At 63.0% G+C, this 24,828-nt stretch carries 20 protein-coding genes; 14 read left to right on the plus strand and 6 right to left on the minus strand.

From position 1 onward, the window contains the following. Positions 1 to 57 precede the first annotated feature (57 nt). Together ACRYLO_RS17630 and ACRYLO_RS17635 are read left to right on the plus strand one after the other, a co-directional pair. Positions 58 to 261 (plus strand): hypothetical protein, encoded by a 204-nt coding sequence (locus ACRYLO_RS17630; protein ID WP_482661359.1) that lies wholly within the window; start codon positions 58 to 60, stop codon positions 259 to 261. A gap of 237 nt (positions 262 to 498) precedes the next feature. Continuing rightward, complete coding sequence (locus ACRYLO_RS17635; protein WP_482661360.1) at positions 499 to 678, plus strand: DUF6961 family protein; 180 nt, start codon at positions 499 to 501, stop codon at positions 676 to 678. Positions 679 to 1,250: 572 nt separating this feature from the next. Here the strand turns inward: ACRYLO_RS17635 and ACRYLO_RS17640 are convergent. Both ACRYLO_RS17640 and ACRYLO_RS17645 read right to left on the minus strand, forming a co-directional pair. After that, on the minus strand, positions 1,251 to 2,204 hold the full coding sequence (locus ACRYLO_RS17640; RefSeq protein ID WP_482661361.1) for a glycerophosphodiester phosphodiesterase family protein: 954 nt from the start codon (positions 2,202 to 2,204) through the stop codon (positions 1,251 to 1,253). After that, the gene (locus ACRYLO_RS17645; RefSeq protein WP_482661362.1) at positions 2,201 to 4,753 is read right to left on the minus strand and encodes a TonB-dependent receptor; all 2,553 of its coding nucleotides are present in this window, start codon (positions 4,751 to 4,753) and stop codon (positions 2,201 to 2,203) included. The genes ACRYLO_RS17640 and ACRYLO_RS17645 overlap by 4 nt, the downstream gene beginning before the upstream one ends. Before the next feature lie 232 nt (positions 4,754 to 4,985). Between ACRYLO_RS17645 and ACRYLO_RS17650 the strand changes: the two genes are divergently transcribed. After that, entirely contained in the window at positions 4,986 to 6,005 is a 1,020-nt protein-coding gene (locus ACRYLO_RS17650) for an ROK family protein (RefSeq protein ID WP_482661363.1), read from the plus strand. 3 nt (positions 6,006 to 6,008) lie between these two features. Here ACRYLO_RS17650 and ACRYLO_RS17655 read toward each other — a convergent pair whose 3' ends face one another. After that, positions 6,009 to 7,286: an MFS transporter gene (locus tag ACRYLO_RS17655; protein ID WP_482661773.1), complete on the minus strand. Its 1,278-nt coding sequence runs from the start codon at positions 7,284 to 7,286 to the stop codon at positions 6,009 to 6,011. 128 nt (positions 7,287 to 7,414) lie between these two features. Then, positions 7,415 to 8,599: an ROK family transcriptional regulator gene (locus tag ACRYLO_RS17660; protein WP_482661364.1), complete on the minus strand. Its 1,185-nt coding sequence runs from the start codon at positions 8,597 to 8,599 to the stop codon at positions 7,415 to 7,417. Positions 8,600 to 8,692: 93 nt separating this feature from the next. On the opposite strand from ACRYLO_RS17660, the gene ACRYLO_RS17665 reads away from it, so the two are divergent. Both ACRYLO_RS17665 and ACRYLO_RS17670 read left to right on the plus strand, forming a co-directional pair. After that, positions 8,693 to 11,275, plus strand: coding sequence for a TonB-dependent receptor (locus tag ACRYLO_RS17665; RefSeq protein WP_482661365.1), 2,583 nt, complete (start codon positions 8,693 to 8,695; stop codon positions 11,273 to 11,275). A gap of 51 nt (positions 11,276 to 11,326) precedes the next feature. Next, complete coding sequence (locus ACRYLO_RS17670; RefSeq protein ID WP_482661366.1) at positions 11,327 to 12,322, plus strand: glycerophosphodiester phosphodiesterase family protein; 996 nt, start codon at positions 11,327 to 11,329, stop codon at positions 12,320 to 12,322. 631 nt (positions 12,323 to 12,953) lie between these two features. On the opposite strand, the gene ACRYLO_RS17675 is transcribed toward ACRYLO_RS17670, so the two are convergent. Further along, entirely contained in the window at positions 12,954 to 13,625 is a 672-nt protein-coding gene (locus ACRYLO_RS17675) for a TetR/AcrR family transcriptional regulator (protein ID WP_327517367.1), read from the minus strand. Between the two features lie 82 nt (positions 13,626 to 13,707). Here ACRYLO_RS17675 and ACRYLO_RS17680 point away from each other — a divergent pair, with 82 nt between their 5' ends. From ACRYLO_RS17680 to ACRYLO_RS17705, 6 genes are all read left to right on the plus strand, one after another. Next, a complete protein-coding gene (locus ACRYLO_RS17680) occupies positions 13,708 to 14,820 on the plus strand; it encodes an LLM class flavin-dependent oxidoreductase (RefSeq protein ID WP_482661367.1) in 1,113 nt (370 codons plus the stop codon). Beyond that, a complete protein-coding gene (locus tag ACRYLO_RS17685; protein WP_482661368.1) occupies positions 14,820 to 15,383 on the plus strand; it encodes an NADPH-dependent FMN reductase in 564 nt (187 codons plus the stop codon). Before ACRYLO_RS17680 ends, ACRYLO_RS17685 begins: the two co-directional genes overlap by 1 nt. An 83-nt stretch (positions 15,384 to 15,466) precedes the next feature. Next, entirely contained in the window at positions 15,467 to 17,800 is a 2,334-nt protein-coding gene (locus tag ACRYLO_RS17690) for a TonB-dependent receptor (protein ID WP_482661369.1), read from the plus strand. A gap of 58 nt (positions 17,801 to 17,858) precedes the next feature. Then, entirely contained in the window at positions 17,859 to 18,014 is a 156-nt protein-coding gene (locus tag ACRYLO_RS17695; protein ID WP_482661370.1) for a hypothetical protein, read from the plus strand. Further along, positions 18,004 to 19,332 (plus strand): MFS transporter, encoded by a 1,329-nt coding sequence (locus ACRYLO_RS17700; RefSeq protein WP_482661371.1) that lies wholly within the window; start codon positions 18,004 to 18,006, stop codon positions 19,330 to 19,332. The genes ACRYLO_RS17695 and ACRYLO_RS17700 overlap by 11 nt, the downstream gene beginning before the upstream one ends. 34 nt (positions 19,333 to 19,366) lie before the next feature. After that, positions 19,367 to 20,329, plus strand: coding sequence for a ThuA domain-containing protein (locus tag ACRYLO_RS17705; RefSeq protein ID WP_482661372.1), 963 nt, complete (start codon positions 19,367 to 19,369; stop codon positions 20,327 to 20,329). Positions 20,330 to 20,402: 73 nt separating this feature from the next. Here the strand turns inward: ACRYLO_RS17705 and ACRYLO_RS17710 are convergent, their stop codons facing one another. Continuing rightward, positions 20,403 to 20,795, minus strand: coding sequence for a DoxX family protein (locus ACRYLO_RS17710; protein WP_482661373.1), 393 nt, complete (start codon positions 20,793 to 20,795; stop codon positions 20,403 to 20,405). A 142-nt stretch (positions 20,796 to 20,937) separates the two neighbouring features. Between ACRYLO_RS17710 and ACRYLO_RS17715 the strand changes: the two genes are divergently transcribed. The 3 genes from ACRYLO_RS17715 to ACRYLO_RS17725 all read left to right on the plus strand — a co-directional run bounded on the left by ACRYLO_RS17715 (position 20,938) and on the right by ACRYLO_RS17725 (position 24,825). Further along, on the plus strand, positions 20,938 to 21,948 hold the full coding sequence (locus ACRYLO_RS17715) for a sugar phosphate isomerase/epimerase family protein (RefSeq protein ID WP_482661374.1): 1,011 nt from the start codon (positions 20,938 to 20,940) through the stop codon (positions 21,946 to 21,948). An 18-nt stretch (positions 21,949 to 21,966) separates the two neighbouring features. Beyond that, the gene (locus tag ACRYLO_RS17720; protein WP_482661375.1) at positions 21,967 to 22,356 is read left to right on the plus strand and encodes a C-glycoside deglycosidase beta subunit domain-containing protein; all 390 of its coding nucleotides are present in this window, start codon (positions 21,967 to 21,969) and stop codon (positions 22,354 to 22,356) included. Between the two features lie 78 nt (positions 22,357 to 22,434). Next, a complete protein-coding gene (locus ACRYLO_RS17725) occupies positions 22,435 to 24,825 on the plus strand; it encodes a beta-glucosidase (protein ID WP_482661376.1) in 2,391 nt (796 codons plus the stop codon). Positions 24,826 to 24,828 lie beyond the last annotated feature (3 nt).

A 24,828-nucleotide genomic window follows, 5' to 3' on the forward strand; every position in this document is an offset into this window, starting at 1 on the left:
TGTTTGGGGACAGGCTAGTCTCGACATGGGTGGCTGGCCAGCGATTGATGCACGAGTTTGCTGGCAACGACCGGTTCCATCAAGACGGCGCTGGAGCAGTCTCGATTGAACCCATATCTGGCCGGATCGCTTGTTTGGACGCTCGCTGAACGCGGGCAGATGGATTTTATCGTCGAGCCTCACCTCAAGGCTCTTTTGCCGCGTGCCGCAGTGGTGCAAGGTTTAGTTGGCGAATTCGCCGATGGAGTGTCGGTCGTTTAGGGGGGCGGTTCCCACTCGCTACGTTGGCTTATGGGGCGCAAAGCGGACCCACATGGTGTCACGCTGCGTCATAAAATCTCATGCCGAATGTGGGGGAAGTGTGGGGAAGACGGTAGCTCGTTTCGAGATTCGTGAAATAAAGCAAATATTTACATGATAATCGGAGCTTCGTGCCGCTCGTTCCTTACCTTACGCGCCATTTCGCCATGCGGTTCGGACGGTTCGAAAATGCCGGCTGTGACGCCCGACGAAGAGCGGTGGGCGGAAGCCTTGGCCATCGAGCGGTTGTATGGCGACGAAGCTCCTGTCTGGGTTGCAGGACGTATTGGTGCTTTGGCACTTGCTGGCGACACGGCGGGAGTGGCGCGATTTAAGGAAATAGCCGCTCGGCTCGTGGACCTGGGTCGCCTGCAGTGACGGACGGACGGGCCAAAACGGTCGCCGCTCTTGCGCCACGCTGTCCTTCGTTGCGACGCCGCATGCTTCCGCTACGCTTCCAACTCAGGGAAGTCTCGCGCACAGGCCCCGGAAGGGGTGTTTAAATCACTGATTGTAAAAGGAAAAATGGTGCTGCCGGTGAGGATTGAACTCACGACCTCAGCCTTACCAATTGCCGTCCTTCGAATGGTCCAGATAGGAGCGGTAAAAATTGGCCGTTTTTTGCCTGGGAGCTTTCGGCGCCGCATCATCGAAAATCGACATTACTCGAAAGAATCCGCTGCGCAGTACGCTCTGGGCCAATCAGCGCAGGCTCCGATTTGATGTCCTACGCATTTGCCCAATCGAGCGAGCGCTCCATGTAGCGCATTTGTGCACTCGCGCTCTTGGCCCGCGCCAGCGCTATCCTGCCCCGCTCAGCACCTCGGTGCACTCGGCCCGGTGGTGGTCTATGATATCCTCCACTCATCACTCAGTGCAGCACCGGCGTCACGAGTTCCAGTCGGTACAGCTCAGCTCAGTTGCGCGTTGGTCGATGCCCTTGTTCCGGTTCACCGCCGCCCGGTTTGTTGCAACCACAGGACCAGCGCCTCCGGTCGGTCGGTCATGATGATCGTGGCGCCAGCGCGGAGGGCGCGTCCCCAGGCGGCGTCGGGATCGCGAAGGGCAAGTTGGTCATCGAGTCCACCGCTCCACTGCGGCCCGGCCGCGACAACCATCACCTGCTTTCCTGCCAGCGCAGGATCGGCGGCGTCGCGCTCGAGGAAGGTCGGGTCGGTGAAGACGATTTCATAGCCGGCGGCGCGATACCGGGCATAAGCGCGCAACCGCTCGGACAGCGGGCGCGCGTCCTGCCAGATGATCGGCATCACCAGCGGCAGGCCGCGCAGGTCGAGCGTATCGATGATGCGGGTGCTGGCCCCCTTGGCGACCGGCGCGTCGGGTATCTTGAAGAAGACAAGGTCGAGCGCGCCCACCTCGCGGACGACCTTGACCGATGCCTCGAAGACCGTCCGCGCATCATGGGCCGGATCGGTCTTGATCTCGAGATTGACCATGATGCCGAGCCGCTTGGCCTCGCGCAGATAGGCGTCGAGCGTGGGCAGCGCCTCGCGCGTCACGAACGCGTCGGGCCCGCCCTTGCGCTCGCGCAGTCGCACGGCGCCGATCTGCGTGGCGGTCAGTTCGTGGATCTGGCCGCTCCCATCGGTCGTGCGATCCAGCGTCCGGTCGTGGATGACGAACGCGACGCCATCGCGGCTTAGTCGCACGTCATTCTCCACCGCCTCAACGCCGAGAGCATGGCAGGCCGCGATCGAGGAGAGCGAGTTTTCCGGCGCCGCGCTCCAGCATCCCCGATGCGCCACAACCAGTGGTCGCTGCGGAGTCGCCTCGCGCCAGCGGGCGGGAATAGCGCTCGCCGCCGGTTGCGCGCCTTCTTGCGCAACGGCGGTGACCGGCGAAACCAGCAGCGCAAAGGCGAGCAGGTGCAGCGGAAGCCTCACTGTTTGATCCTCATACCTGCAAAGTAGCTGCGGCCCGGACGATAGGCGGCCGACAGCGTGTCGGTCGCCAGGCCGGTCTGCTCGACCCAGGCGGCGTCGGTCAGGTTGCGCGCCATGCCGAACAGTTCGAACCCCTTTGCGACCTTCACCCGCATTTGCAGGTCGAGCTTGCCATAGTCATCGACCCACACGTCCGAAACCTGGGTAGTGCCAAATGTGCCGGTGAATGTCTGGCCACGCAGCCGCCAGGCGAGGTTCAGTTCGACCGGTCCGTTGCGATAGTCGATGCTCAGATTGCCCAGCCATTTCGGCTGGTTGCGCAGCCCCCCTACACTGCGGGTCGAGCCGTCGGTGAATACCACCGCCCATTCGCCGTCGAGCCGCGTGTAGTTGGCGCTGAAGCCCAGACCGTCGAACGGCGCGGGCAGGAAGGCGAAGCGATCGACCACGACGCTCGCCTCGATCCCGCGCACCCGCGCGTCGCCGGTGTTGAGCGGGGTTTCTTCGGTCAGCACCGGCACGCCGTCGCTGCCCAATGTCTGGCGACGCTCGACGAATGTCTCGTCGTCCAGTTTCTTGTGAAACGCCGCGACCGAAGCAAAGCCGCCACGGAAATAATAGTCGATACTCGCATCCCAGTTTTGTGCGGTGCGCGGGCGCAGATAGGGATTGGTGCCGCGGATGATCGGATTGCCGTTGCCATCATAGGTGACGGTCTGGCCCATGGCGAAGTCGGCAAAGTCGGGACGTCCGAGCGTTTCGGTATAGGCTGCGCGGATCAGCAGTTCCGGTGTCACCTCATAGCTGGCCTGCACATTGGGCATGACCTCGGTATAATCGAAGCGACGCGTTGCCGGGCGGGTCACGCCGCCCACCGTATCGGCACTGTCATTGGTGTAGCGCGTCTTTTCGACCCGCACGCCTGCCAGCAGCCTGAGGCCCCCCTTTGCGAAGGTGAGCGCGCCATGGCCGTCGAGCACATCTTCGGTGAGCCGATAGTCGGTGGTAGCCGCATCGTCGATCGTCAGCCGCGCGTTATTCTGCATCCATCCCCAATAGGCAGCGCCATCGATGAAGATCGGATCGGTGCCGTTGATCGTCTGGCCCGGGCGCAGCACGCTGGCATAGGCAAGGGTACGGCCGGCGAGCGGGCGATAATTCTCCTGCCGCTGGTCGAAATCACGCTTCAGCCGGCGCCACGATCCGCCGATGCGCACGCCCAAACCCTCGGCGTCGCGATAGCTGTTATGTTCAAAGTCCGCACGCAGGCTGTAGACATGATCCTGCATCGGGCGAAACAGGCGGAAGGCATCGCGATTGTTGCGGTGAACCCAGGCCGCAGGATTGCCGATCGTCGGCGATGTGATCGCGATGCCCGGATCGTCGCGGCCGATATCGTAGCTGCCCGTCAGGCCGGAAAACTGGAAGCGCTCGCCGCGGAACAGGTCTTCCAGATGGTCATAGTCGGTGAACGAACCGCGCAGCGTCAACAGGCTGCGCGCGCCGAAGCGATAGTCGAGCCCGCCCGCCAGCAGCAGCGTCGAGCGGTTCATATCATAGTCTTCGATGAAGCTCTCGGCGGTGCCGCGCGTGAAGTTGCCCGTGCCGCGGGTCGCGCCGGTTACGTTCGGGGCGGTGAAATAGGTGTTCGCCCGATAATAGGTCGCTTCGCTTTCCTGTTGAAAATAATTCGCTGAGACGAATGCATAGAGTTTATCGATCGAGCGGGCCTCGAGCTTGGCATAGGCCGCGTGGTTGCGCGTGTCCTTGTCGTATAAGCCATACCAGCTGCTGCCATTGGGGACGTCGATGCCATTGACCTGTGAGTAGGCGCTGACTTCCTTGACCGAATCCACCCATTTGTCGCGCCGTGCATCGCCGCCGATGACGAAGCCGAACTGATCGTCCGAACCGTAGGTCCGCTTGCCCACCACGCTGACGCGATAGGATGGGCCCCCATCCCCGGACACGCCGTTCTGCTCATAGGTGCCGAGCGCCATGCTGGCTTTGAAATAGGGCTGGATGCCACCATCAAAGGCGCGCAAGGTGCGCATCTCGAGATGGCCGCCAATCGAATTGGCATCCATGTCGGGCGTCACGGTCTTGTAGACATTCGCTTGATGGATCACCGACGCGGGAAACACGTCGAGCTGGGTCCCGCGATTGTTGCGGCTCGAATTCCAGACCGGATTTCCGTCGACATCCATGCTGTTATAGCGCGCGTCGAACCCGCGGATCGTGACGGTCCGGCCTTCCGAGCTGTTGTAGCCGCGGTCCGAGCTGACCCCGACGACGCGATCGAGCACTTCGGCCAGCGACACATCGGGCGTCCGCTCGACCTGTTCGGCGGTCTGCGAATCGACGATTCCCGTCTTCTCGCGCTTCAGCGTCTCGGGTGGGGTGTCGACGGACGCAAGGCCGGTAATGACCACTTCTTCCGCGTCACCGGCAGCACTGGCCGGAGCCTCTTGCGCGGTCAGCGAACCCGTTGCGAAGGGCGCGACCAGCATCGTGGTCCCGATAAGCAGGCGGTGTTGATAGCGTCGCATGATGGTCCCCGGAATGCCTCTGTCGGCATGGCCTCTAGGTCAGCTGTGTGACTCTTTAATTTCACGATGGAACTTAAATAGCGCTTGAGCGGTTCACCGGTGGGCCGTTTAAGAGACGTTTGACGGGGGGATCGTGACCGGCTGGGCGTTATCGACGAGCGAACGACGCGTATTGGAGATCGTCTGGCGACGAGGGCCGATCGCACGCGGCGATATCGCGCACGCTATCCTTATGGGCCCTGCCTCGATTACGCGTCTGATTCGCGATCTCGAAGTACGCGGGCTGGTATTCGACACCGTTCAGCGCGACGGAGCGCGTGGCCAGCCCAGTCGACCGGTCGCGCTGCGTCCCGAGGGCGCGTTTGCCTGCGGGGTGAATTTCTCGCACTCCTATGTCGATGTCGGGTTGATCGACCTGGCCGGTCGGCTGATCTCGAACGAGCGCCTGCCGCTGGACCGGGCGGTGCCGGAGCAGATCGCGGCGGCCGCCCGTAACGGACTTGCGCGCCAGGCCGGGGCGCTCGGCATCACGCTCGATCGGATCGTCGGCACCGGCTTCTCGCTCCCGGGTGACTTTGGCGAGACGCCAGCCTTTCTCAATGCCCATGCCTTTTTCCCGGAGCTTCAGGGGCGCGACTTGCTCGCCGATCTGGCCCCGCTGATGCCACTTCCTGTGTTCATCGAGAATGATGCCTCTGCGGCGGCGATCGGCGAGCGCGTCCATGGTGTTGGTCGTCAGGTCGAGAATCTCCTGTTCATTCATATCGGCCATGGCGTGGGCAGCGGCATGATCCTCGATGGCCGCCCCTATCGTGGCGCGCGCGCCAATGCTGGCGCGCTCGGCGTGCTCTATCCGATGAGCGAGCCACGGCCGTCGGGCCAGGATCTGCTTGAAACACTGCAGGCCGAGCAGGTGCCGGCGGGCGATTTCGATGCGCTGGAAACGCTGTATCCCGAACAATGCCCACCCCTGCGCCGCTGGATCGCGCGAGCGGGAATGCAACTGCGGCATGGATTACATATCGCGGGGCGCGTGCTCGACCCCGACCTCATCATCCTGGGTGGCCGGTTGCCGCCGCATCTGATCCAGGCGTTGCTGACGGCAACCGGCCCGACCACAGTCTTTGCCGAGAGCGCGGCAATCCCTGCGCCGCGCATCGCCACGTCGCAACTCGGCTCTTCGGCCGGAGTGATCGGCGCTGCATCGGTATGCATGTTCCGCACGTTTTTCGAAGACGGCGTGCAGCCCTGACGGTCAAACGGGACGGGGCTGGCGCGCCAGCGCAACGCCGATGATCGCGCAGCAGATCGCGCCCGCCGCCGGCAAAGCCGCCATCAGCGGCACCAATGCCGCGCCGTCGCTGCCGCGATAGTCGATGCGCGCGAGCGCCATGGCGATGAGCAGCCCGCCCCCGGCGAGCGAGACCTTTGCCGTGGCCGCGAACAGGCCATAGCTGATCCCAGCGCGCGCGGCACCGGCGCGCGATACGGTTTCGCTGAACGCCGCCCATTGGACCATTCCGACGCCGCCATTGCCGAGGCCAAAGACGAATGCCGCCGCCGCCGCGGCCACGGGATTGATGCGGCCAAGCAGCCCGAATGCCGCGAGCGCGACGAGCTGTACCAGGCCCGCGATGAGCATCACGGTGCCGCTACGCATCTGTCCGCATAGCCGCAGCCACAATGGCTGCCCGACGACGATACCCAACGCCATCAGGATGATGATCGCGCCGCCCCACCATGCCGAGCGCAGCGTGAACGCCGCGAAATAGGGTTCCAGCTTCCCAAAGGCCGGGGTGAAGAGCGACGTTGCCACCATCACGCCGAGCAGCAGCCAGAATTCGCGCGGCATCGGCGCGCGCGATGGGCGGGGGCGGGGGGCTGCGGTCATGGCGGGTTCGGTATCGCGCAGCATGCGGGCCAGGAGGAATGCGCTTCCCAAGGCGATGATCGCGAAGAGTGCGGCCATGATCAGCAACAGCGTGACGCCGTCGCCACGCCCGCGCACCACGAGCGGACCGACCGCAGCCGCGACGATCAAGGTCGCCGCACCGCTGAACCAGATCCGGGTCGAGGCGACGCGCAACCGGCTCGCGGCGTCGGGGGTGCCGAGCGCCATCAAGGCATTCTGCGGGATGTCATAGGCTGCAAAGGCCAGACGAAAGGCGACGCCGGCAGCGATCGCATAGCCAAACCGCATCTCCTGCGGGAGCCACGCGCCCAGGAAGACCGCGATCAGTGTCAGCGAGCACAATGCGGCACCGACCAGTTGCAGGCGGCCTGCAGAAGACGCCGTGCGCAACCTTTGCTGCAGGCCCACGCCCACAGCGATGTCGATCACCGCGCTGACCAGGAAGCCGGTCGCAATCACGATCCCCATTGCGGTGACGGGCAATCCGACCAGCTCGGTCAGAAAATACGCGAACAGCAATTCGCTGCTATACCAGAACAGGCTCTTGCCAAGGTGCGCGAACCCATAAACCAGCGTGCGGGAGGACTGATGCTTCTCGCCAAGAATGAGCCGGCTCCCGATGGCGCTTCCACTTCGCTCTCAAAGCAGCGCTATTATGACAACTGCATGGCTGCTTCGGGCCGCATTCGGCCCTGTCTGCCAATCCTCCGCGAGCGGCGCTGCATCGCCAAGCGACGGTCCGGACCTGCCTAGGTCGAGGCGGGAAAGAGAAATTCATAGATCGGCAATGTTGCCGCACCCACCGCGCCAGCCTTGGACCCCAGCACCGATCCCACCACTTTGGGCTTGGGCAGAAAATCGTCCATCTCGCAGGTGACGCAGAAATCGGGCTGATCAATTTCGATCGCCAGCGCCTGGTTGATCGAACTCGGTAGGCGCCCGCCGATGATCACTGCCTGGGGGTCGATGAGCTTGACGGCATAGTTGAGCTTGTCGCGCAGTTGTCCACCGGCCCGTTTGATCCATGCGCGACATTCGGGAATCGTGAGCGGATCCAGATTTTCAAGATCCGCGAAGTCCTCAAAGGGATAGCCCGCGTCGCGCAACGTCAGCAACAGATCAAGGCCAGAGGGGCGCGGCTGATCGTCGGGAAAATGATTGCCGATAATGCCGGCGTTGCGGTTGGTCCCGAAAAAGGCCTGACCGTTGAGCACCAGCCCGCCGCCGACTCCATGCCCAAGATGGACGTACAGATAATTCTCATAGTTGCGGCCAGCTCCAAGCGCGCGTTCGCCGACTGTCGCGCAATTGGAATCGCTGTTGACCGACACTGGGTGACCGAGCGCGCGCGAAAACTCGCTCGCCAGGTCGCGATCGCGAAGATCGGCAAACAGAGTGTGGGCGGCGACGTGCTTGCCGCCCCGCGCGAAGTCGCCCGGCAGCGCGAAGCCGATACCAAGGATGCTTTGGTTGTCGCCAGCGCTATGCAGCCGGTCGGGCGCCCGATCGATCCAGTCGCCGACAAGCTGCACAAGCGCCGCGCTGCTCAGTCGATCGATCTCATGGCGGTCGTGAAGCCGCAGATTGCCGCCCAAATCCAGCAGCGCGAACTCGATGCTGGTTTGAGTGAAATTCACTCCCAATGTTAGCGCAGCGTCGCTGTTAATCGATAACGCCTTGAAAGCGTTTCCGCGCGCGCCGGTACGATGCTCGACCTCGCAAACGAGCGACTTCTCGCCAAGCGATCGTGCGATTCGCGACACGGACATTGCGGTAAGTCCGGTCCGACTCATCAGATCTTGCCGCATTACCGGCCCAAACCGCCACACAATGTCCAAAATGTTGCGCTCGCTCTCGTTGAGCACAGGCAAGCCGCTGCTTCTCATAGCCCGACCCTCATTATTGTTGCGCCCTCCGTCAATCCAAATATTCAATAACTCTCCGTTATCAAAATGTCATAATAGATCCGTAGATCCCCGCTTCAGAGCCAGGGCGCGGCCCGGCACGATCGATCACGGAGTTCAGCCATGAAATATGCTATCCGCAGCGCCGCTTCGCTCATCCCGCTCCTGTCCGTCGCGCTTCCCGCCGCAGCGCAGGACGCGCCACCACCGACACAACCTGCTGGTGTGGATGAGATGGTCGTCGTTACCGCGCGGCGCACGGTCGACACGTCGGTCGAGCGGATCAAGCAACAGGCTTCGGTGATCGTCGATTCGATCACGGCGGAGGAAATCGAAAAGACCGGCGATACCAACCTGGCCGAGGCGCTGGAACGTGTCGTCGGGGTCAGCGCCGACAGCTTCTTTTCATCGAGCGATGCCGGTTACGTCACGCTGCGCGGGTTCGATTCGCGCTATAACAGCATGGCGATCGACGGAAACCCGATCTGGTTCAGTAGCCAGAACAACCGCGGGGCGCAGATCGGCCTGTTCCCTTCGGCGATCGTCAAGGAAACCAGCGTCTACAAGACCATCGCACCCGATCAGGATGCGAATTCCGTGGGCGGACATATCGCCCTGCGCACCTTGCGCGCGTTCGATGGCGGAACGCAGCCCTATTTCAAGGCGGGCGGACGGCTAGGCCTTCCTGAACAGGGGAGCCGGGTGAGCGGCCAGCAATCGTACCAGGCCTATGCCGCCGGCAAATTCACCTTCGGTCCCGACAACCGCTTTGGCGCGGTGTTCGGCTTCAATCGTCAGCATACCGCCGATCATGACGATATGGGATCGGTGCTGGGCTATTCGCGGCTGCCGGGCGCCGACGGGCAGACGACCGACATCATCAGCAGCAACGTCTTTTCGCGCCAGAGCGCGGTCGACAAGGAAACGCGCAACACCGCAATCTTCGCCAAGCTCGAAACCCGTATCGAGGACGAGATGTACGCCTTCATCTCCGGCAATCTGTTCGACGAGCGCAAGGTCTATTACATCCAGCGCGCCGGCGCATTCATTGCACCGACGGGCGGCCGCACCGTCACACCTACCGGCCCCGGAACCGCGGATTTCACGAACGGACAGGGACAGATCCGCGAGTTCGACTATATCATCGATCGTAAGGCCAAGGTGCTTGGCGCCGGCCTCGACCTGCGCATCTTCGACAAGGGCGTGCTGGTCCTGCGCGGCAACTATACCGATTATGACAATGACGTCCTCACGCGCAATCTTGGCAATGGGTTCCGGCTGAGCAGTGTCAACGGGTCCTATGACCTCAACGGCGATGTCCCGGTCATCACCCCCTCGGATCCTGCCCGCTACGACAATCCTGCCAACTGGCTGTTCTCCAACTCGGCGACAGGCACCTATATCCGCGAACAACCGCTGCGTGACGATGTCTATTCGCTGAGTGCGAACTTCAACTACAATAACCAGGGCAATGCCCAGGGTCTGGGCTTTTCTGCCGGAATCAGCTGGGTGCGGCTCGACCGAAGCTTCGATGAAAATTTCGTCTATTACAGTCTCAAGCCGGGTGTGACCCTCCGACTCGATCAGATCACCGGGCGCACGATGAAGGACAATGCTGCGGCGCTGATCGACTATAGCGATTTTTGGGCCTTTATGGGCAATTCCGCCAACGCGACCACCACCCCCGGTGCGCAGTTGACCGCCGACTACACGCTGCGCGAGGACATTCTTGGTCTCCATGCCGCCGCCTATTTCGCGCGGGGCCCACTGCGGCTGGTTGCTGGGATCCGCTATGAACATACCACCGACGAAACGCTGACCGGCCAGGTGATCGGCGGCGTCAATCAGCCGCTGCAACGGGTCAACAAATACGGCAAATGGTTGCCGAACGTGCAGGCGGGTTATGACGTTACCGACCGGCTGAAGCTGCGTCTTGCTTTCACCAAGACGCTAGGCCGCGCGGATTTTGCCGATTTCGCGCCCGGCGTGACCACCAGTTTCGATGCGGCCGGCGTCGAAGTGATCAACGGCAGCAACGGCAATCTCGATACACGCATATCGACCAATTATGACGCGAGCCTCGAATATTATGTCGGAGGCGGCCTGCTCGCCGTTGCGGTCTTTCACAAGGACCTGGCCGGGGAAATCTTCCGTCAGCGCACCGAGACGCTCGATGCCGGGGGGATGCTTGAACAGGTTCGAACCGTTCCCCTCAACAACGGCAATGCCCGCGTGACCGGTGTTGAGGTCACCGCTAATAAACGGCGGCTCGATTTCCTGCCCGCACCGCTCGACAAGCTCGGCGTTGCAGCCAATTTCACCTATCTCGACGCGACCTGGGACGTAGTGTTCAATGACGGATCGACTCGTTCGGTTCCGGGGCTTCGCAACCAGCCGAAATGGATGAGCAGCGTGCGGCTGAGCTATGATTTTGGACCGCTTGACTTCAACATCAACTATCGCGGTCGCGGGCGCGCCTTTACCGGGACATTCGGCACGACCGCTGAGGGGGATCGCTACATTCGGCCAGAAAGCTTTCTCGATCTCCAGGTCAACCTTCGCCCGACCGACCAGCTGCGCCTGACCTTCGACGTCAGAAATCTAACGAAGGAGTATCGGACCGAGACGATTGGGCTCGACCACTCACTGTACAATGCGGTCGGTCGGGGCCGCGAGTTCTGGCTTGGCCTGCACTATCGCTACTGAGGCGTGACGCAGCGAAGCACCCCTCCCGAAGAAAGAAGCGGAAGACCGGCCATGAACCATCGCCTCGCAATCAGCTTGATCGGGTTGCTGGCCCTTTTGTCCGCGCCCGCTCGCGCCGTCGCGCCATGTCCGGCAACGGCAGAGGCGTTTCGGGAAATGCGCGCGCGCGTGATGAAGCCGTCCCCCGATCATATCGTCGTGGTCGCACATCGCGCCTGCTTCGCGGCGGCGAGCGAGAACAGCCCCGAAGCGATCGACGCATGCTGGCGACAGGGCGTAGAGGTCGTCGAGAACGACGTCCGCAGGACTCGCGACGGTCATCTCGTAATCTTTCACGACCCAGAAATCTCGCGGATGACCGACCGCTGGGGTTATGTGGCGAATATGACGCTGGCCGAGCTGCGCCAGGCCCATCTCAAGGAACGCGATGGCAGCCACGAAGCCTATCGGGCGAATTTTGTGACCGACCAACCGATCACGACGCTCGAGGAATATCTCGCTGCCGTGAAGCACAAGGTGATGGTGAACTTCGAGATCAAATATTCCGGTCGCGACGAATTCGTGTCGATGTTCGATCAGTCGGTTGCGATCGCGCGCCGCATGGGGGTGCTCGATCACATCATCTTCAAAATTCCCGATACCCGACATCATGGACGATCGAGCAGCCAACATATGTTGAAGGGACTCGCACTTGCTCCGGACGTTCAGATGATGCCAATCATCTGGGAATCGGAAATGCCGATCGCCGATCGCCTCCCATTTTTCGAACCATATCGACCTGTTGGATTTGAAATACCGTTCGAGACGCTTGCTTATTTCGAACCGGTCGCGGCGATTAACGGCCTGGCCGGAAAGCCGGTAATGGCTGTCACCGTACAGCCTTATTGGAGCGGCGGGCTCGACGACAGGCTGGCGATGCGCGCACCCGACGCGGCCTGGGGTCGCCTGATCGATTTGGGCGCTGATCACATTATGACGGATCGGCCAGAAGCGTTGCTGCGGTATCTGGAAAGTCGCGGGGCACGACAACCTCGTCGCTGCCGCTAAAGATGATAGCACCCGCGCGATGCAATACCGGCGGATGTTGTGACCCGCCAAAAATCTATGACCGGCGACTTACAAGATCGAGCTGGAGCGTCGGAGTGGCTCAAGTGGCGCGCAAAGCTGACCTGGATAGTGCCGCATTGCTCCATCAAATCTCATGCTGAATGTGGGGAAAAGTGTGGGGTAGGCGATAGAGTGATTCAGGATTCATCAGGTAAATCAAATCACTATCGGAGAATCGAAGATTCCTCCCGCTCCGCCACTTGCCCGCAAAGGGTCCGAGCCGGACCTCCAGCGCCAGGTTTCGCAGTGTCAGCAGTTGGTGGTCTCGAAAACGGTCGCGGAAAGCGCCAGCGCCGCGAGGTCCGCATTCCTGGCAAATATGAGCCATGAGCTGAGAACGCCGCGGAACAGCGCTCGAAAGATGGACCGCGGCCTCGCCTCGCTGTGCGAACGGCTTCAGGCGGTCGTGGAGGCGGACGAGCAGACACTGCGTACTGTGGAGACGTAGAGGTTCGAGAACCCGCCATTCCGATGTTCTGGTCGGAGTGGTGCCCCTTACCGCAGTCTCGCTGATCGATGCCCATGGCGCACGGAGACCCTCCCGCCCGTCATCGGCGCACCGGGATACCTTTCAGCCTTCATACTGGAGATAGGCGAGCGCCATGGTCGAAAGTTCCGACTTGAGCGTCGCCCAGATCGCGTCGTCAGCCGATTCAGCGGTCGATCCCAGGCCGAATTGGCGGGCTGCCGTGGCGAACACGATGCGGAACACTGAATGGGCGGCGCGCTCGGGATCCTTGGACCGGATTTCGTCGCGGAACGTCAGGATCGCCTTGGCCGAAAGATCGGCCGAGCGCTGCGCGGTCTCACGTCCGGGGGCCGAGACGGCAGGGTCGATCGACGCGCGCTGCATGATCGTGCGCAGCAGCTGCGAATGGGTCGAGAGGAAGTTGCTGTATCCATCCACATAGCGCGGCAGAAATTGGGCAAGCGAGCTGGATTCGCTGAGGAGCCCGGCGATCATCTCGCCCTCCTTCTCGACGATCGACTGCAACTCCTCCGCGATCACGGCGTGGAGCAGCCGGTCCTTGCTCTCGAAGCGCAGATAGATCGAACCGATCGATACCGCGCCGCGCTCGCTGACGTCCTGCAGCGTGAATTCCTCGCTCCCTCGTTCGAGCATGAGCGCCTTGGTCGCATCAAGCATGCGGCGAAACGAAGCAAGGCTGCGGCCCTGGCGGGGCTTACGGCTCAGCGCGCTGGCGGCGAGGGCCTCGGTGGGCGACGGAGCGGCACTTGACATGCCGGGCATAAGGGATATCAAAATAGGAACGTCAATTCTAATTTAGATAACAGCGAAAATTTTGATTCGCGGGGGAGAGGTCATGCGGTTCTCGGTTTTTCTCAATGCTCGTTCGATGCGTCCCGAGGACGACCGCGCATTGATGCACGATCTGGAGCGGCACGCGACGCTCGCCCGCGATCTGAACTTCGACGCGGTGTTCATGCCCGACCACCATTTCAACGGGTATATGCCGCTGGCGAGCGACAGCTTCATCTTCGCCGCCTATCTCGCGGCCAAGCTGCCAGAGATGCACTTTGGCTTTTCCGTGGTCTCGGTGCCACTGCACCATCCGGTCCGGTTCGTCGAGCGGATCAACCTGCTCGATCAGTTGACCGACGGGAAACTGCTCGTCGGGGTCGGTAGCGGCACGACGCCTGAGGAGATGATCGGCTTTGGCGTCAACTACAAGGACGCGGGTGCCGTTGCCGAACGCAACCTGGCGCTGGCCGAGCAACTCTGGGCCAAGCGTATGGAGGATCCGGCAGTCGAGATCGAAAACGGCCCGCATCAGGGGCGGGTGCTGCAGCGGATCGCGCCAGCGGCCTATACGCCCGGTCATGCGCGGCTGATGCCGGTGGCGATGAAAGAATCCAGTGCGCGCCGCGCGGCGACGCATGGCTGGCCCGCGTTCATTCCGGCCTTTACGCCGCCCAAGATTGGCGGGACCGAGCCGTTCGTCCATGTGAAGAAATATTTCGACATCTATCGCGCCATGTTGGACGAGGCGGGTCACGACGCGACGACGATCGCATCGGCGCTCGACTGGACTACGCACACCTATCAGGCGGTGCATGTCGCGGAGACCGACGAACAGGCGCGCGACGAGCTGATGGTTATCCTGCGCCATTATCAGGACGCGATCGAGCGCGAGGCGGAGTTCAACGCACGCGCCGAGTCGGACGATGCCAATCGCAAGACCGATCGCACGCCCAACGCGCTGACCGATGACTGGATCGGCACCTGGTGCCTGTATGGCTCGCCCGAGACGGTGATCGAGCATCTCAAGCCCTATGAGCAGCTGGGTATCGGCAACATCCTGTGCGGGACCCTGACCGGACCGCTGACCGAGGAGCGGCTGCGGCTCGGCAACCAGACGCTTGACCTGTTGTCGCGCAAGGTGATGCCGGCATTTGGCGGCGGTCGTCGCCCGTGATGCGCGTTGTCGGGATTGGCGGCACGTTGCGGGAAGGGTCCTCCAGCGAGCGGCTGGTGCGGGCGACGCTTGACCGCTGCGTTGCGCGCGGGGCCACGGCACAGATGTTCGACGGGCCGTTTCTGGCGCAGCTGCCGCATTATGACCCCGCCGCCCTGGTGCGCTCTCACGCTGAGCGGGAGCTGGTCGAGGCGGTCCGCGCCGCCGATGCGCTCGTGATCGCATCACCGGGTTATCACGGTGGTATTTCCGGGTTGGTGAAAAATGCGATCGATCTGCTTGAAGAGCTGGCGCGGGATGCGCGGCCCTATTTCGACGGGCGTCCGGTCGGGCTGATCGTGTCGGCGGCGGGGTGGCAGGCGACGGGCGTCACGCTCTCCGCTCTGCGCGGCGTGGTGCATGCCATGCGCGGCTGGCCAACGCCGCTCGGCATCGCGGTCAATTCGGTCGAGCAGCGTCCGTTCGATGCGTCAGGAGCGCTGGCCGATCCGGCGATCGCCGCCCAGATCGACATGCTTGCCAACCAGCTGGTGGCGCCGGTGGGGGCGCTCGCCCCCGCTTGACTCGGGTTTCAAATGAATTAGAATATCAGTTCTATTTAATTCCAGATGCGGGATAACCCGTACTGATGTGAGGGAGGGGAATGATGCGTAAGCTCATGTTGAAGTCGTGCCTGTTTGCCGGAACCGCCATGATCGCGGTCGTGCCGGCCGCGGCCCAGGTTACCCAGACGGAAGACGAAATCGTCGTTACGGCGCAGAACCGTAGCGAGAGCGTTCAGGACGTGCCGATCGCGATCAATGTCGTGTCGGGCGAAGCGCTGACGGAAGCCGGCGTTACCGACCTGCGCGAGCTCGATCGCGTCGCGGCAGGCGTGCAGATCACCCAGGATCAGCAGAATACGTATGTTGCCGTGCGCGGCATCGGCACCGCCAGCAATAACGAGACCCAGGACACGTCGGTCACCATCAACATCGACGGCGAGTATATCAACCGCACCACCGTGCTGAATGCCGCGATCTTCGACCTGGAGCGCGTCGAGGTGCTGCGCGGGCCGCAGGGCACGCTCTATGGCCGCAACGCCACCGCCGGCGCGGTGAACTTCATCACCCGCAAGCCGGGCGAAGTGTTCAGCGCCAATGGTTCGGCCAGCTATGGCAATTACGATCAGGTCATCCTGAATGCCGGCGTCGATCTGCCGATTTCGGACGGGGTCGCGATCCGTGCGTCGGGCATCTATTCCAACCGGGGCAAGGGCTATACCTTCCACCCCAACGCCGCCACGCTGCGCACCACCAACCCGCTGGCGGGCAAACCGTTCGTGCCCAATTATCTCGACCGCAGCGGTACGCAGGACATGAAGGCCGGGCGCCTGTCGCTGCGGCTGGAGCCGACCAGCAACCTGACGGCCGATGCGGCAGTCGAATATGTCGACTCCTATGCGCTGCTCGAAAACTATGTCTCGGTGAACTTGCTGGCCGCGGCCAACGCGCCGGGGACAGGGTGCGCACTGAACGGCTTTGTCGATATCGCGCCGCTGATCACGGGATCGCAGTGCTTCCCGCAGAACACCAACTTCCTCGCGAATGTCGATCGCCACAGCTACAATGAGCCGAATTCCGGCGTGGGCTTCCAGTCGATGGAGTCGCTCGCGCTGCGTGGCCGCATCGCTTATGACATGGGTCCGGCGACGCTGACCTATATCGGCGGCTATCGCACTACCGACACGATCGACCAGCCGGCGCTCCCGCCGACTTATGTGTTCCTCGATTTCGGAACCAACGTCGAAACGCACAGCCACGAGCTGCGCCTGAATGGTGAAGCGGGCAAGATCCTCTATCAGGTCGGCGGCTTCTATTTTCAGGAAGAGCTCAACACGACGCGCGGACTGCACAGCCCGCTGATCGGTCCTCTCGGCGGCTATATCAACTTCTTCCGCCGCGCACCGGTGCTCAGCAAGAGCTGGTCGGTGTTCGGCCAAGTCGATATGCCGATCACCGATCAGCTCACCGTCCAGGGCGGCATCCGCTACACCAAGGGTGACCGCGAGGCGGTATTCATCAACTACCCGTTCACCCCCAATGTCGGCCCGGTGCAGTTGACCACCACCCCCGCGCCGACCACGCTCAACCTTGCCCAGTCGGAAGATAATGTCAGCTGGCTGGTCGGCCTGAACTACAAGCCCAGTGCTGACATGCTGCTCTATGCAAAGGTCAGCACCGGCTTCAAGGGCGGCGGCTTCGATGCGGTCGGCGATTATGGGCCTGAGACGAACACCGCCTATGAAGCGGGCATGAAGCTCGATTTCGGGCCGAACAAGCAGCATCGCTTCAATCTGTCGGGCTTCTATTACGATTATTCGGGCCTGCAGAATGCGGTTCTGCTCGACAATGCAGTGGGCAGTCAGATCTTTAATGCTGGTAAAGCGACGATCTGGGGCGTCGAGGCGGAGTGGGACGTCGAACTTAACAAGTTCAACCGCTTCTATGGCAGCTTCAACTATCTCAACGCCAAGTTTGACGATCTGCTCGCAGCCTATGCCGTTGTCTGCGTTGGTTGCAGCGCGAGCAGCGTCGGCGATATCGATCCGGTAACGGCAGGCATTCAGCAGCCGAACCTGGCGGGCAATACACCGCCCATGTCGCCCGAAGTCGTGATCACGCTCGGTTACGACCATATCTTCGATCTGGGCGAGGCCGGCACGCTGACCGCGACTGCGTTCTCGCGGTTCAAGAGCAAATATTTCCTGACGATCTTCAACGAGCGGGACCTGGCGCAGAAGGCGTTTACCCAGACCGACTTCTCGCTGACCTATCGTCCGGAAAACCGCAAATTCTCTGTCGCCGCGTTCGTCCAGAATGTCGAGAATGAACGGCCGATGGTGTTCGGCGCGTTCGTCGCGGCGGGGCCGGATCGCGTGATCAACGCAGGCTTCTCGCGCCCGCGTACCTATGGTGTCCGGGTGGGCTTCGACTTCTGATGCAACCCGCCTTGGGGCGGCCGGAAACGGTCGCCCCATTTTTCTTTAAGGACCCGCCGTGAAGCATTCCCCCTGTGTCGAATGGATTTTAGCCGACGCGCGTGACAGCCTGGGTGACCGGGTCCGCGCGGCCAAGGCGGCCGGCTACGAATATCGCCCGATCCGCCCGTCAAAGGAGTTGCTCGAACTGACGGTGGCGTCCCTTGGCGGCTGAGGCGCAGTCGGCCGGCACGCGCCTCTCGTTCACCGAGCGGCTGAGCTATGGGGCGGGCGATTTCGGCTTCAGCCTCGCCTACAACATGGCGGGCGCGTTCCTGCTCTTCTACTATACCAATGTCGCGATGCTGCCTGCGGCGGCGGTGGGGACGATCTTCCTCGCCGCGCGGCTGCTCGATGCCGTCATCGACATCTTTGTCGGCATCGCCGTTGACAAGACGCGCACGCGCTGGGGGCGCACGCGACCCTATTTCCTGTTCACCGCCATTCCCTATGCACTGGTGTTCATTCTCGTCTTCACCGTGCCCGATTGGTCGCAGAATGCGAAGCTGATCTACGCCTTCCTGACCTTCAAGGCGCTCGGCATCCTGATGTCGCTGGGGTCGATCCCCTACACAGCGCTGATGCCGATGATGACGACCGACACCGGCGAGCGGCTGAAGCTCGGCGGGATGCGCTCGATCGGCACGTCGATTTCGGTGATCCTCGGCACAGCCGCGACGATGCCCCTGGTCGGGCTGTTCGGCGGTGGGGATATGCAGCGGGGCTTCCTTGCCACCGCGATCCTGTTCGCAGGGCTATCGCTGATCGCGTTGTTCCTGCTCTTCCGCAACTGCAAGGAGCGGTATGAGGACAATGCCTCGCCAAGCTTTGCGGTCTTGCCCGCGATCGGCGAGATGGTGCGCAACCGCGCCTGGCTGGTGTGCTTCGTTTTTACCTTGCTCTATTTCGTGCGGTTCGGGACAATGATCTCGCTCACCGCCTTCTTCGCGATCGAGGTGCTGGGCCATCCCTGGATGATCTCGATCCTGCTGCCCGCCATTTCGGGCACGTTGCTGATCGCTGCATTCATCGCGCCGCCGATCCTGGCACGCACCGGTATCCGCAAGGGGTGCTTCGTCGCCTGCCTCATCGCGGTCGCGCTGTTTCTGATGCTGCCGCTGACCGAGGCGAGCCCGCCGGCGTTCCTAGCGCTGTACATCACCGCGTCGGTCGTCACCTCGATCACCATCACCGGCATCTTCACCATGGCGGCGGAAACGGTCGATTATCACGAATCGCGCTTCGGCACACGCAATGAAGGGCTGTTGTCCGCCGGAATTAGCCTGGCGACCAAGGTCGGCATGGCGATCGGGTCGGCGGCGATCGCCTACTCGCTGGGCGCGGCGGGCTATGTCTCGACCGCCGTAAGCGATACCGCGCGCGAGACGATCCGCTGGTCCTATTATGGCTGGCCGGTCGTGCTGCTCGCGCTGCAGGCGCTGGTGGTGCTGGCCTGGCCGATGGAGCGCACGCCGCAGCCTGCCACCGCCTGATTCACTTTCCGGGGAAATTGATCCGATGCGCGTCATGCCGTTACTGCTCGCGACCAGCCTGTTCGCCACTACTGCGTCGGCACAGACCGTGCCGGTCGCCGATATCCCGGTGACGGTGGACAATGTCCCCTATGCGCCGTCCGAAACGGTGCAGCGCGTTGCGACGCCCGCCAATCCCAAGGACGCGCGGCTCAAGGTGCTGATCATCAGCGGCCAGAACAGCTATGAGCATGACTGGACCGGCGTGAACAACCGGCTGCGCACCCAGCTCAAGGACACCGGCCGCTTCGACGTCCGCGTGACCGAGGATTTCGACGACGGCACGCTGGCGATGCTCAAGAAATATGACGTCGTCATCCTCAACTATTCCAGCCGCTGGAATTATGGCGACAGGGATCAGCACATCTGGTCCGACGGCGCGTTCAAGGCGCTTTACACCTATGTCGCCGAGGGCGGCGGGCTGGTCGCCTATCACTCGTCCTTCACCTGGGGGCGGGACATTCCCGAATATCGGCGGCTGCTCGGCGCGGTGATGGTGCCCGGGGTCAGCCGGCGCTCGCCGCCGGACGCGTTCAGCATCGAACTGGTCGATCGCGAGCATCCGATCACCAAGGGGCTGCGCCGCTATCACTGGAACTTCATGGAGGACAAATACACCAACATGGTGTTCGATCCTGCCGCGAAGGTGCATGTGCTGGCGACCGCGATCGACGATCCGGCCGACTATGCCCCTGAGCGCGCCGGGCCCAAATATGATCCCAAGGCCTATGCCCCCGAAAACCTCGCCAAGATGCAGAATATGGGCAAGCCCAACCCGCAAATCTGGGTGCAGGATTATGGCAAGGGCCGCGTCTTCTCGATCACGCTGGGCCACGGGCCGGACACGATCCAGTATGACGGCTTCAAAACCCTGTTCGCGCGCGGCACCGAATGGGCGGCGACGGGAAAGGTGACGATCAAGCCATATGACAAGGCTGCCGGATTTCCCGGCGACTGACGCGCGCCGTCTTCAAAAGGGGGAAGGGGGCGGCACTAACCCGCCCCCTTTTTTGATTGGGCGAATCTTAATTCTATTCTGGTTGAACGCGTCGGGTGCGCGCCGCCGCGATGATCAGCAGGGCAAGCCCCGCGAGTACGGCGTTCTGGGGCAGCGCCGCAACCTCTTCGCGCACGACATGGGCCAATGCGGCGCAGACCTGATTGACGACGACGTAGAGCGCGACGCCTGCAGCGACCCGCGCACGCGCGGGTAGGATCGCGCCAAAGATCACCAGCAGCGCAGCGGCGAGCAGTTCGCTCAGCCCCACCGCGCGTCCCAGCAACTCGGGCAGGGCGGTGGTCCAGGCGTGGTGCTGCTCGAGCACGGCGCGTGGCGCAACGCTTTTGAAATAGCCGAAAAACCCGAACGCGGCAGCCAGCAGCAGCGCGGCAATGCGCGCCACAATCCGAAGTCCGAACGCCATCGCAATCCATCCCCCCACACTTTCGAACTTGACCCGTTCGGCGCTTTATAGAATTAAGGTTCTAATTAGAGCGCGCGGTGGCCGCAAGCGCTGCGCCGCAGATAAAGCGGCCATGCTGCGCGCAAAAAATGCGAGAGGGTCTATGGGTACGATCAAGCGGGGCGTGAGCCTCTACAGCTATCAGAACGAGACGTTTCAGGGGAAGATGACCCTGGAAGATTGTATCCGGACCAGCGCAGAGTTCGGCGCGCACGGGATCGAGATCATCGGCGAACAAAGCTTTTGGGGCTGGCCCGAGGTCGGGGTCGAGGATGCCGCGATCGAGAACTGGCACCAGCTGATCGCCAAGTATGACTGCGTGCCGGTCAGTCACGACTTCATGCTCGACTACAAGCGCTACAAAGGCCGCGAAATGCCGTTCGACGAGCAGGTCGCGAGCGTGCGCAAGGACATCGACTTCGGTGCGCGGCTGGGGATGAAATATATCCGCGCGCTCGTCTCGATCGCGCCCGAAGTGCTGGTTGCCGCCGCGCCCCATGCCGAAGAAAAGGGGATCAAGATCCTGATCGAGGTGCACGCGCCGCTGCACTTCGACCATCCGTGGATCATTCGCCACGCCGAAGCCTTTGAAAAGAGCGGTTCCGACGCGCTCGGCTTCCTGCCCGACATGGGCATGTTCCTGCACGCCTATCCGCCGGTGATGGCGGAGAAGTTCAAGCGGCTGGGCGTCCCCGCCCACATCGCCGACTATATCGTCAAGGCGTATGAGGACCGGATGCTAAGCGAGTATATCATCCTGAACGTCCAGCAGATGGGCGGCGTCGGCCCGGCGATCGCGATGGCTGAAGTGACGCGACACAATGCGGCGTTCGAGCCGAAGCGGATGCTCGACTACATGCCGCGCATCCACAACATCCACGGCAAATTCTATCAGATGGACCCCGACTATGTCGAACCGTCGATCCCCTATGACCAGATCGTCGCGGTGCTGAAGCAGGGTGGCTACGACGGCTATATCTGCTCCGAATATGAAGGAAATCGCTGGATCGAGGACGCCGAGGAGCCGGACAGCGTGGAGCAGGTCCGCCGCCAGCAGGTGATGCTTGCGCAGCTCATCGGCGAGCCGGTCCCGGCCGCTCTGGTTGCTGCATAAGGGAGGATCGGCACCATGATGGACAACAAGATGATCTGCACCGACGTCTTCGAGAATGTGATCGAAGACGGTGCGGCGGTGGGCTTCGCCTTTCTCGGCCGGCTGCCCTATTATCGCGGGTTGGGCCTGTCGATGGTCGAGGATATCCAGGTTAGCGTGGATGGCGAGCAGATCGCGCGTGAGGATGTGCGCTTCTCGGTACGTGGCAAGACCTACACGCTCGACGAGATGGAAACCGTCTATGACGACCGCTGGAACTTCGGGGAGAAGGCGCGGATCATCGCGCTGAAGCCGGGCGGCCTCGCCCCGGGCAAGCATCGGATCGAGTTCGCGGTGCGGATGCGCGTGTCGTACCTGCCGTTCGTCCCGACGACCAAGGACAGCAAGGAACTGGCGCTTGCCGCCTGACCCCATGCGGGCGGTGGCGGCATCGCGCCGCGCTGCCCGCCTGCCGTGCGTCCGCGCGCGGCACAACGGATTGCATTCATGACAGATTTGACTCTCGATCAGGCCGCTTCGCTGACCGCGGGCGGGGCCATGTGGTCGTCGGTAGCGATCCCCCAGGCGGGGATTCCCGCTTTCACGATGAGCGACGGTCCGATGGGCATTGCCAGCGGCAAGGTGGACGAGCGCGACATCGCGCGCCTGTCTCCCTGCGCCACCGCGCTGGGGGCGAGCTGGGACGTCGATCTGACGCGGCGCATCGGGACGTTGGTCGGGCAGGAGGCGGTCGGGCGCGGCGTCGACGCGGTCCTCGCGCCCAACATCAATCTGGCGCGCAGTCCGCTCGCCGGGCGCGCGTTCGAATATTTCTCGGAAGATCCGCTGCTCGCCGGCGTCCTCGGCGCGAGCTGGATCGCGGGGCTGCAATCCACCGGCACCGCATCGGTCGCCAAGCACCTGGTCTGCAACGACAGCGAGACCGACCGCGACACGGTGGACGTTCGCGTCGACGAGCGGACGTTGCGCGAAGTGTATCTGCTGCCGTTCGAGTTCGCGGCGGAGGCCGGATGCGCCGGTATGCTCGCCGCGTATAACCGCGTGAACGGCCTGCACTGCGCCGAGCAGCACCATGTCCTGACGACGGTGGTGAAGGGCGAGTGGGGCTATCGCGGCGCGATCATGAGCGATTGGTTCGGCACGCATTCGACCGAGCCGACGCTGAATGCCGGTCTCGACCTCGAAATGCCCGGCCCGGCGCGTTTTCTTGGGGCAAAGTCGGCAACCGCGGTCGCCGCCGGTAAGGTCGCACGCGCGCGGATCGACGATGCAGCGGCACGGGTCGCCGGGCTCGCACGTCGCGCGACCGGCACGAAACAGTCGCCGCTGAGCGATGCCGATATCGACGCGCTGCTGGTCGAGGCGGCGGCAGCGGGCTTTGTCCTGCTGCGCAACGAAGGCGATCTGCTCCCGCTCTCCCCCAAGGCGATCGGCACGCTGGCGGTCATCGGTCCCAACGCCGCCGCACCCTGTTTCCAGGGCGGTACCTTCGCCAAGATTTCGGTCTCGCCCGATCTGGCCTCGCCGGTCGATGCGATCCGCCAACGCTTTGGTGGCGCGCGCGAGATCCTGTTCGAGCCCGGCGTCGATCCCGCGCCGCGCCTGCCGGGCATGCCGGTACAACCGGCGCGCGATCTGGGCGATGGCGCGACGCGCGGCATGACGGTCGAGTATTTCGAAAGCCGCGACTGCAGCGGCACGCCGCTATCGCGCGAGACGCGCGATACCAATTCCTTGGTGTGGTTCGTCGGCGTCCATGAACAGGCGCGCTTTGCAGCGGGCGGATCGATCCGCGCGAGCGGCGTGTTCACGCCCACCCGCGACGGCGTTCATCGCTTCCATCTCGGTGCCACCGGCGTCTCGCGCATGCAGGTCGACGGGGAAGAGATCGTCGCGACGACCGAATGCCCGCCCGGGGACGTGATGGGAGTGCTCAAGGCGGGGGATTCGGCGGTTGCCGAACGCGCGCTGACCGCGGGCAAGGCAGTCGAGGTCGTGGTCGAATTCAGCTTCGACCCCGCGCGCGTCCACGGCCTGTGGTACGGCATACGCGCGCCCGGCAGCCGCGAGGAACTGCTCGCCGCCGCCGAGGCCGCCGCGCGGCGCGCCGATGCGGTGGTGCTGATGGTCGGCGAAACCTCCGACTCCAGCGTCGAGAGCAAGGACCGGCCCGACACGAAGCTCGCCGCCGACCAGATCGAGCTGATCGAACGGGTGACTGCGGCCAATCCGCGCACGGTCATCGTCGGCAATGTCGGCCATGCGTTCGACACCGAATGGGAGGATCGCGCCGCCGCGCTGATCAGCGCCTGGTACCCTGGCGAAGGCTTTGCCGCGGCGATCGCGCAGGTGCTCGCCGGCGATCGCGAGCCGGGCGGGCGGATGCCGGTGGTGATCGCGCGCGACGAGGGCGACTATCCCGGCTATGCGCTGAAGCCCGATGCCGATGGGCAATTGCCTTATCGCGACGGGGTCCGCTTTGGTCATCGTGGCATCATCGCGGCCGGGCGGCGCGCGCGGCATACGCTGGGCGCGGGGATGGGCTATGCCCGGTTCGCATGGAGCGATGCGGCGATCGAGGATGGGGCGGTTGTCGTCACCGTGCGCAACATCGCCGAACGCGCCGGGAGCGATGTTGTCCAGCTGTATCGCGATACGCCCGAGGTTGCGCTGGTCGGCTTTGCCAAGGTCATGCTGCAACCGGGCGAGGCGCAGCGCGTGCGCATTCCGCTGGTCCGGCGACGGTTCCAGCACTGGGACGATCGCGGGTGGACCGATATCGGCGACACGGCCGCGGTTCGCGTCGCGCGGACAGCCGAAGACGTTGGGTTGGCGCTGGCGGTGGACGTCGCAGCGATCTCTGGCACCGGTCTGTAGCGG

The sequence above is a fragment of the Sphingomonas sp. SDUR79 genome, assembly GCF_056821745.1.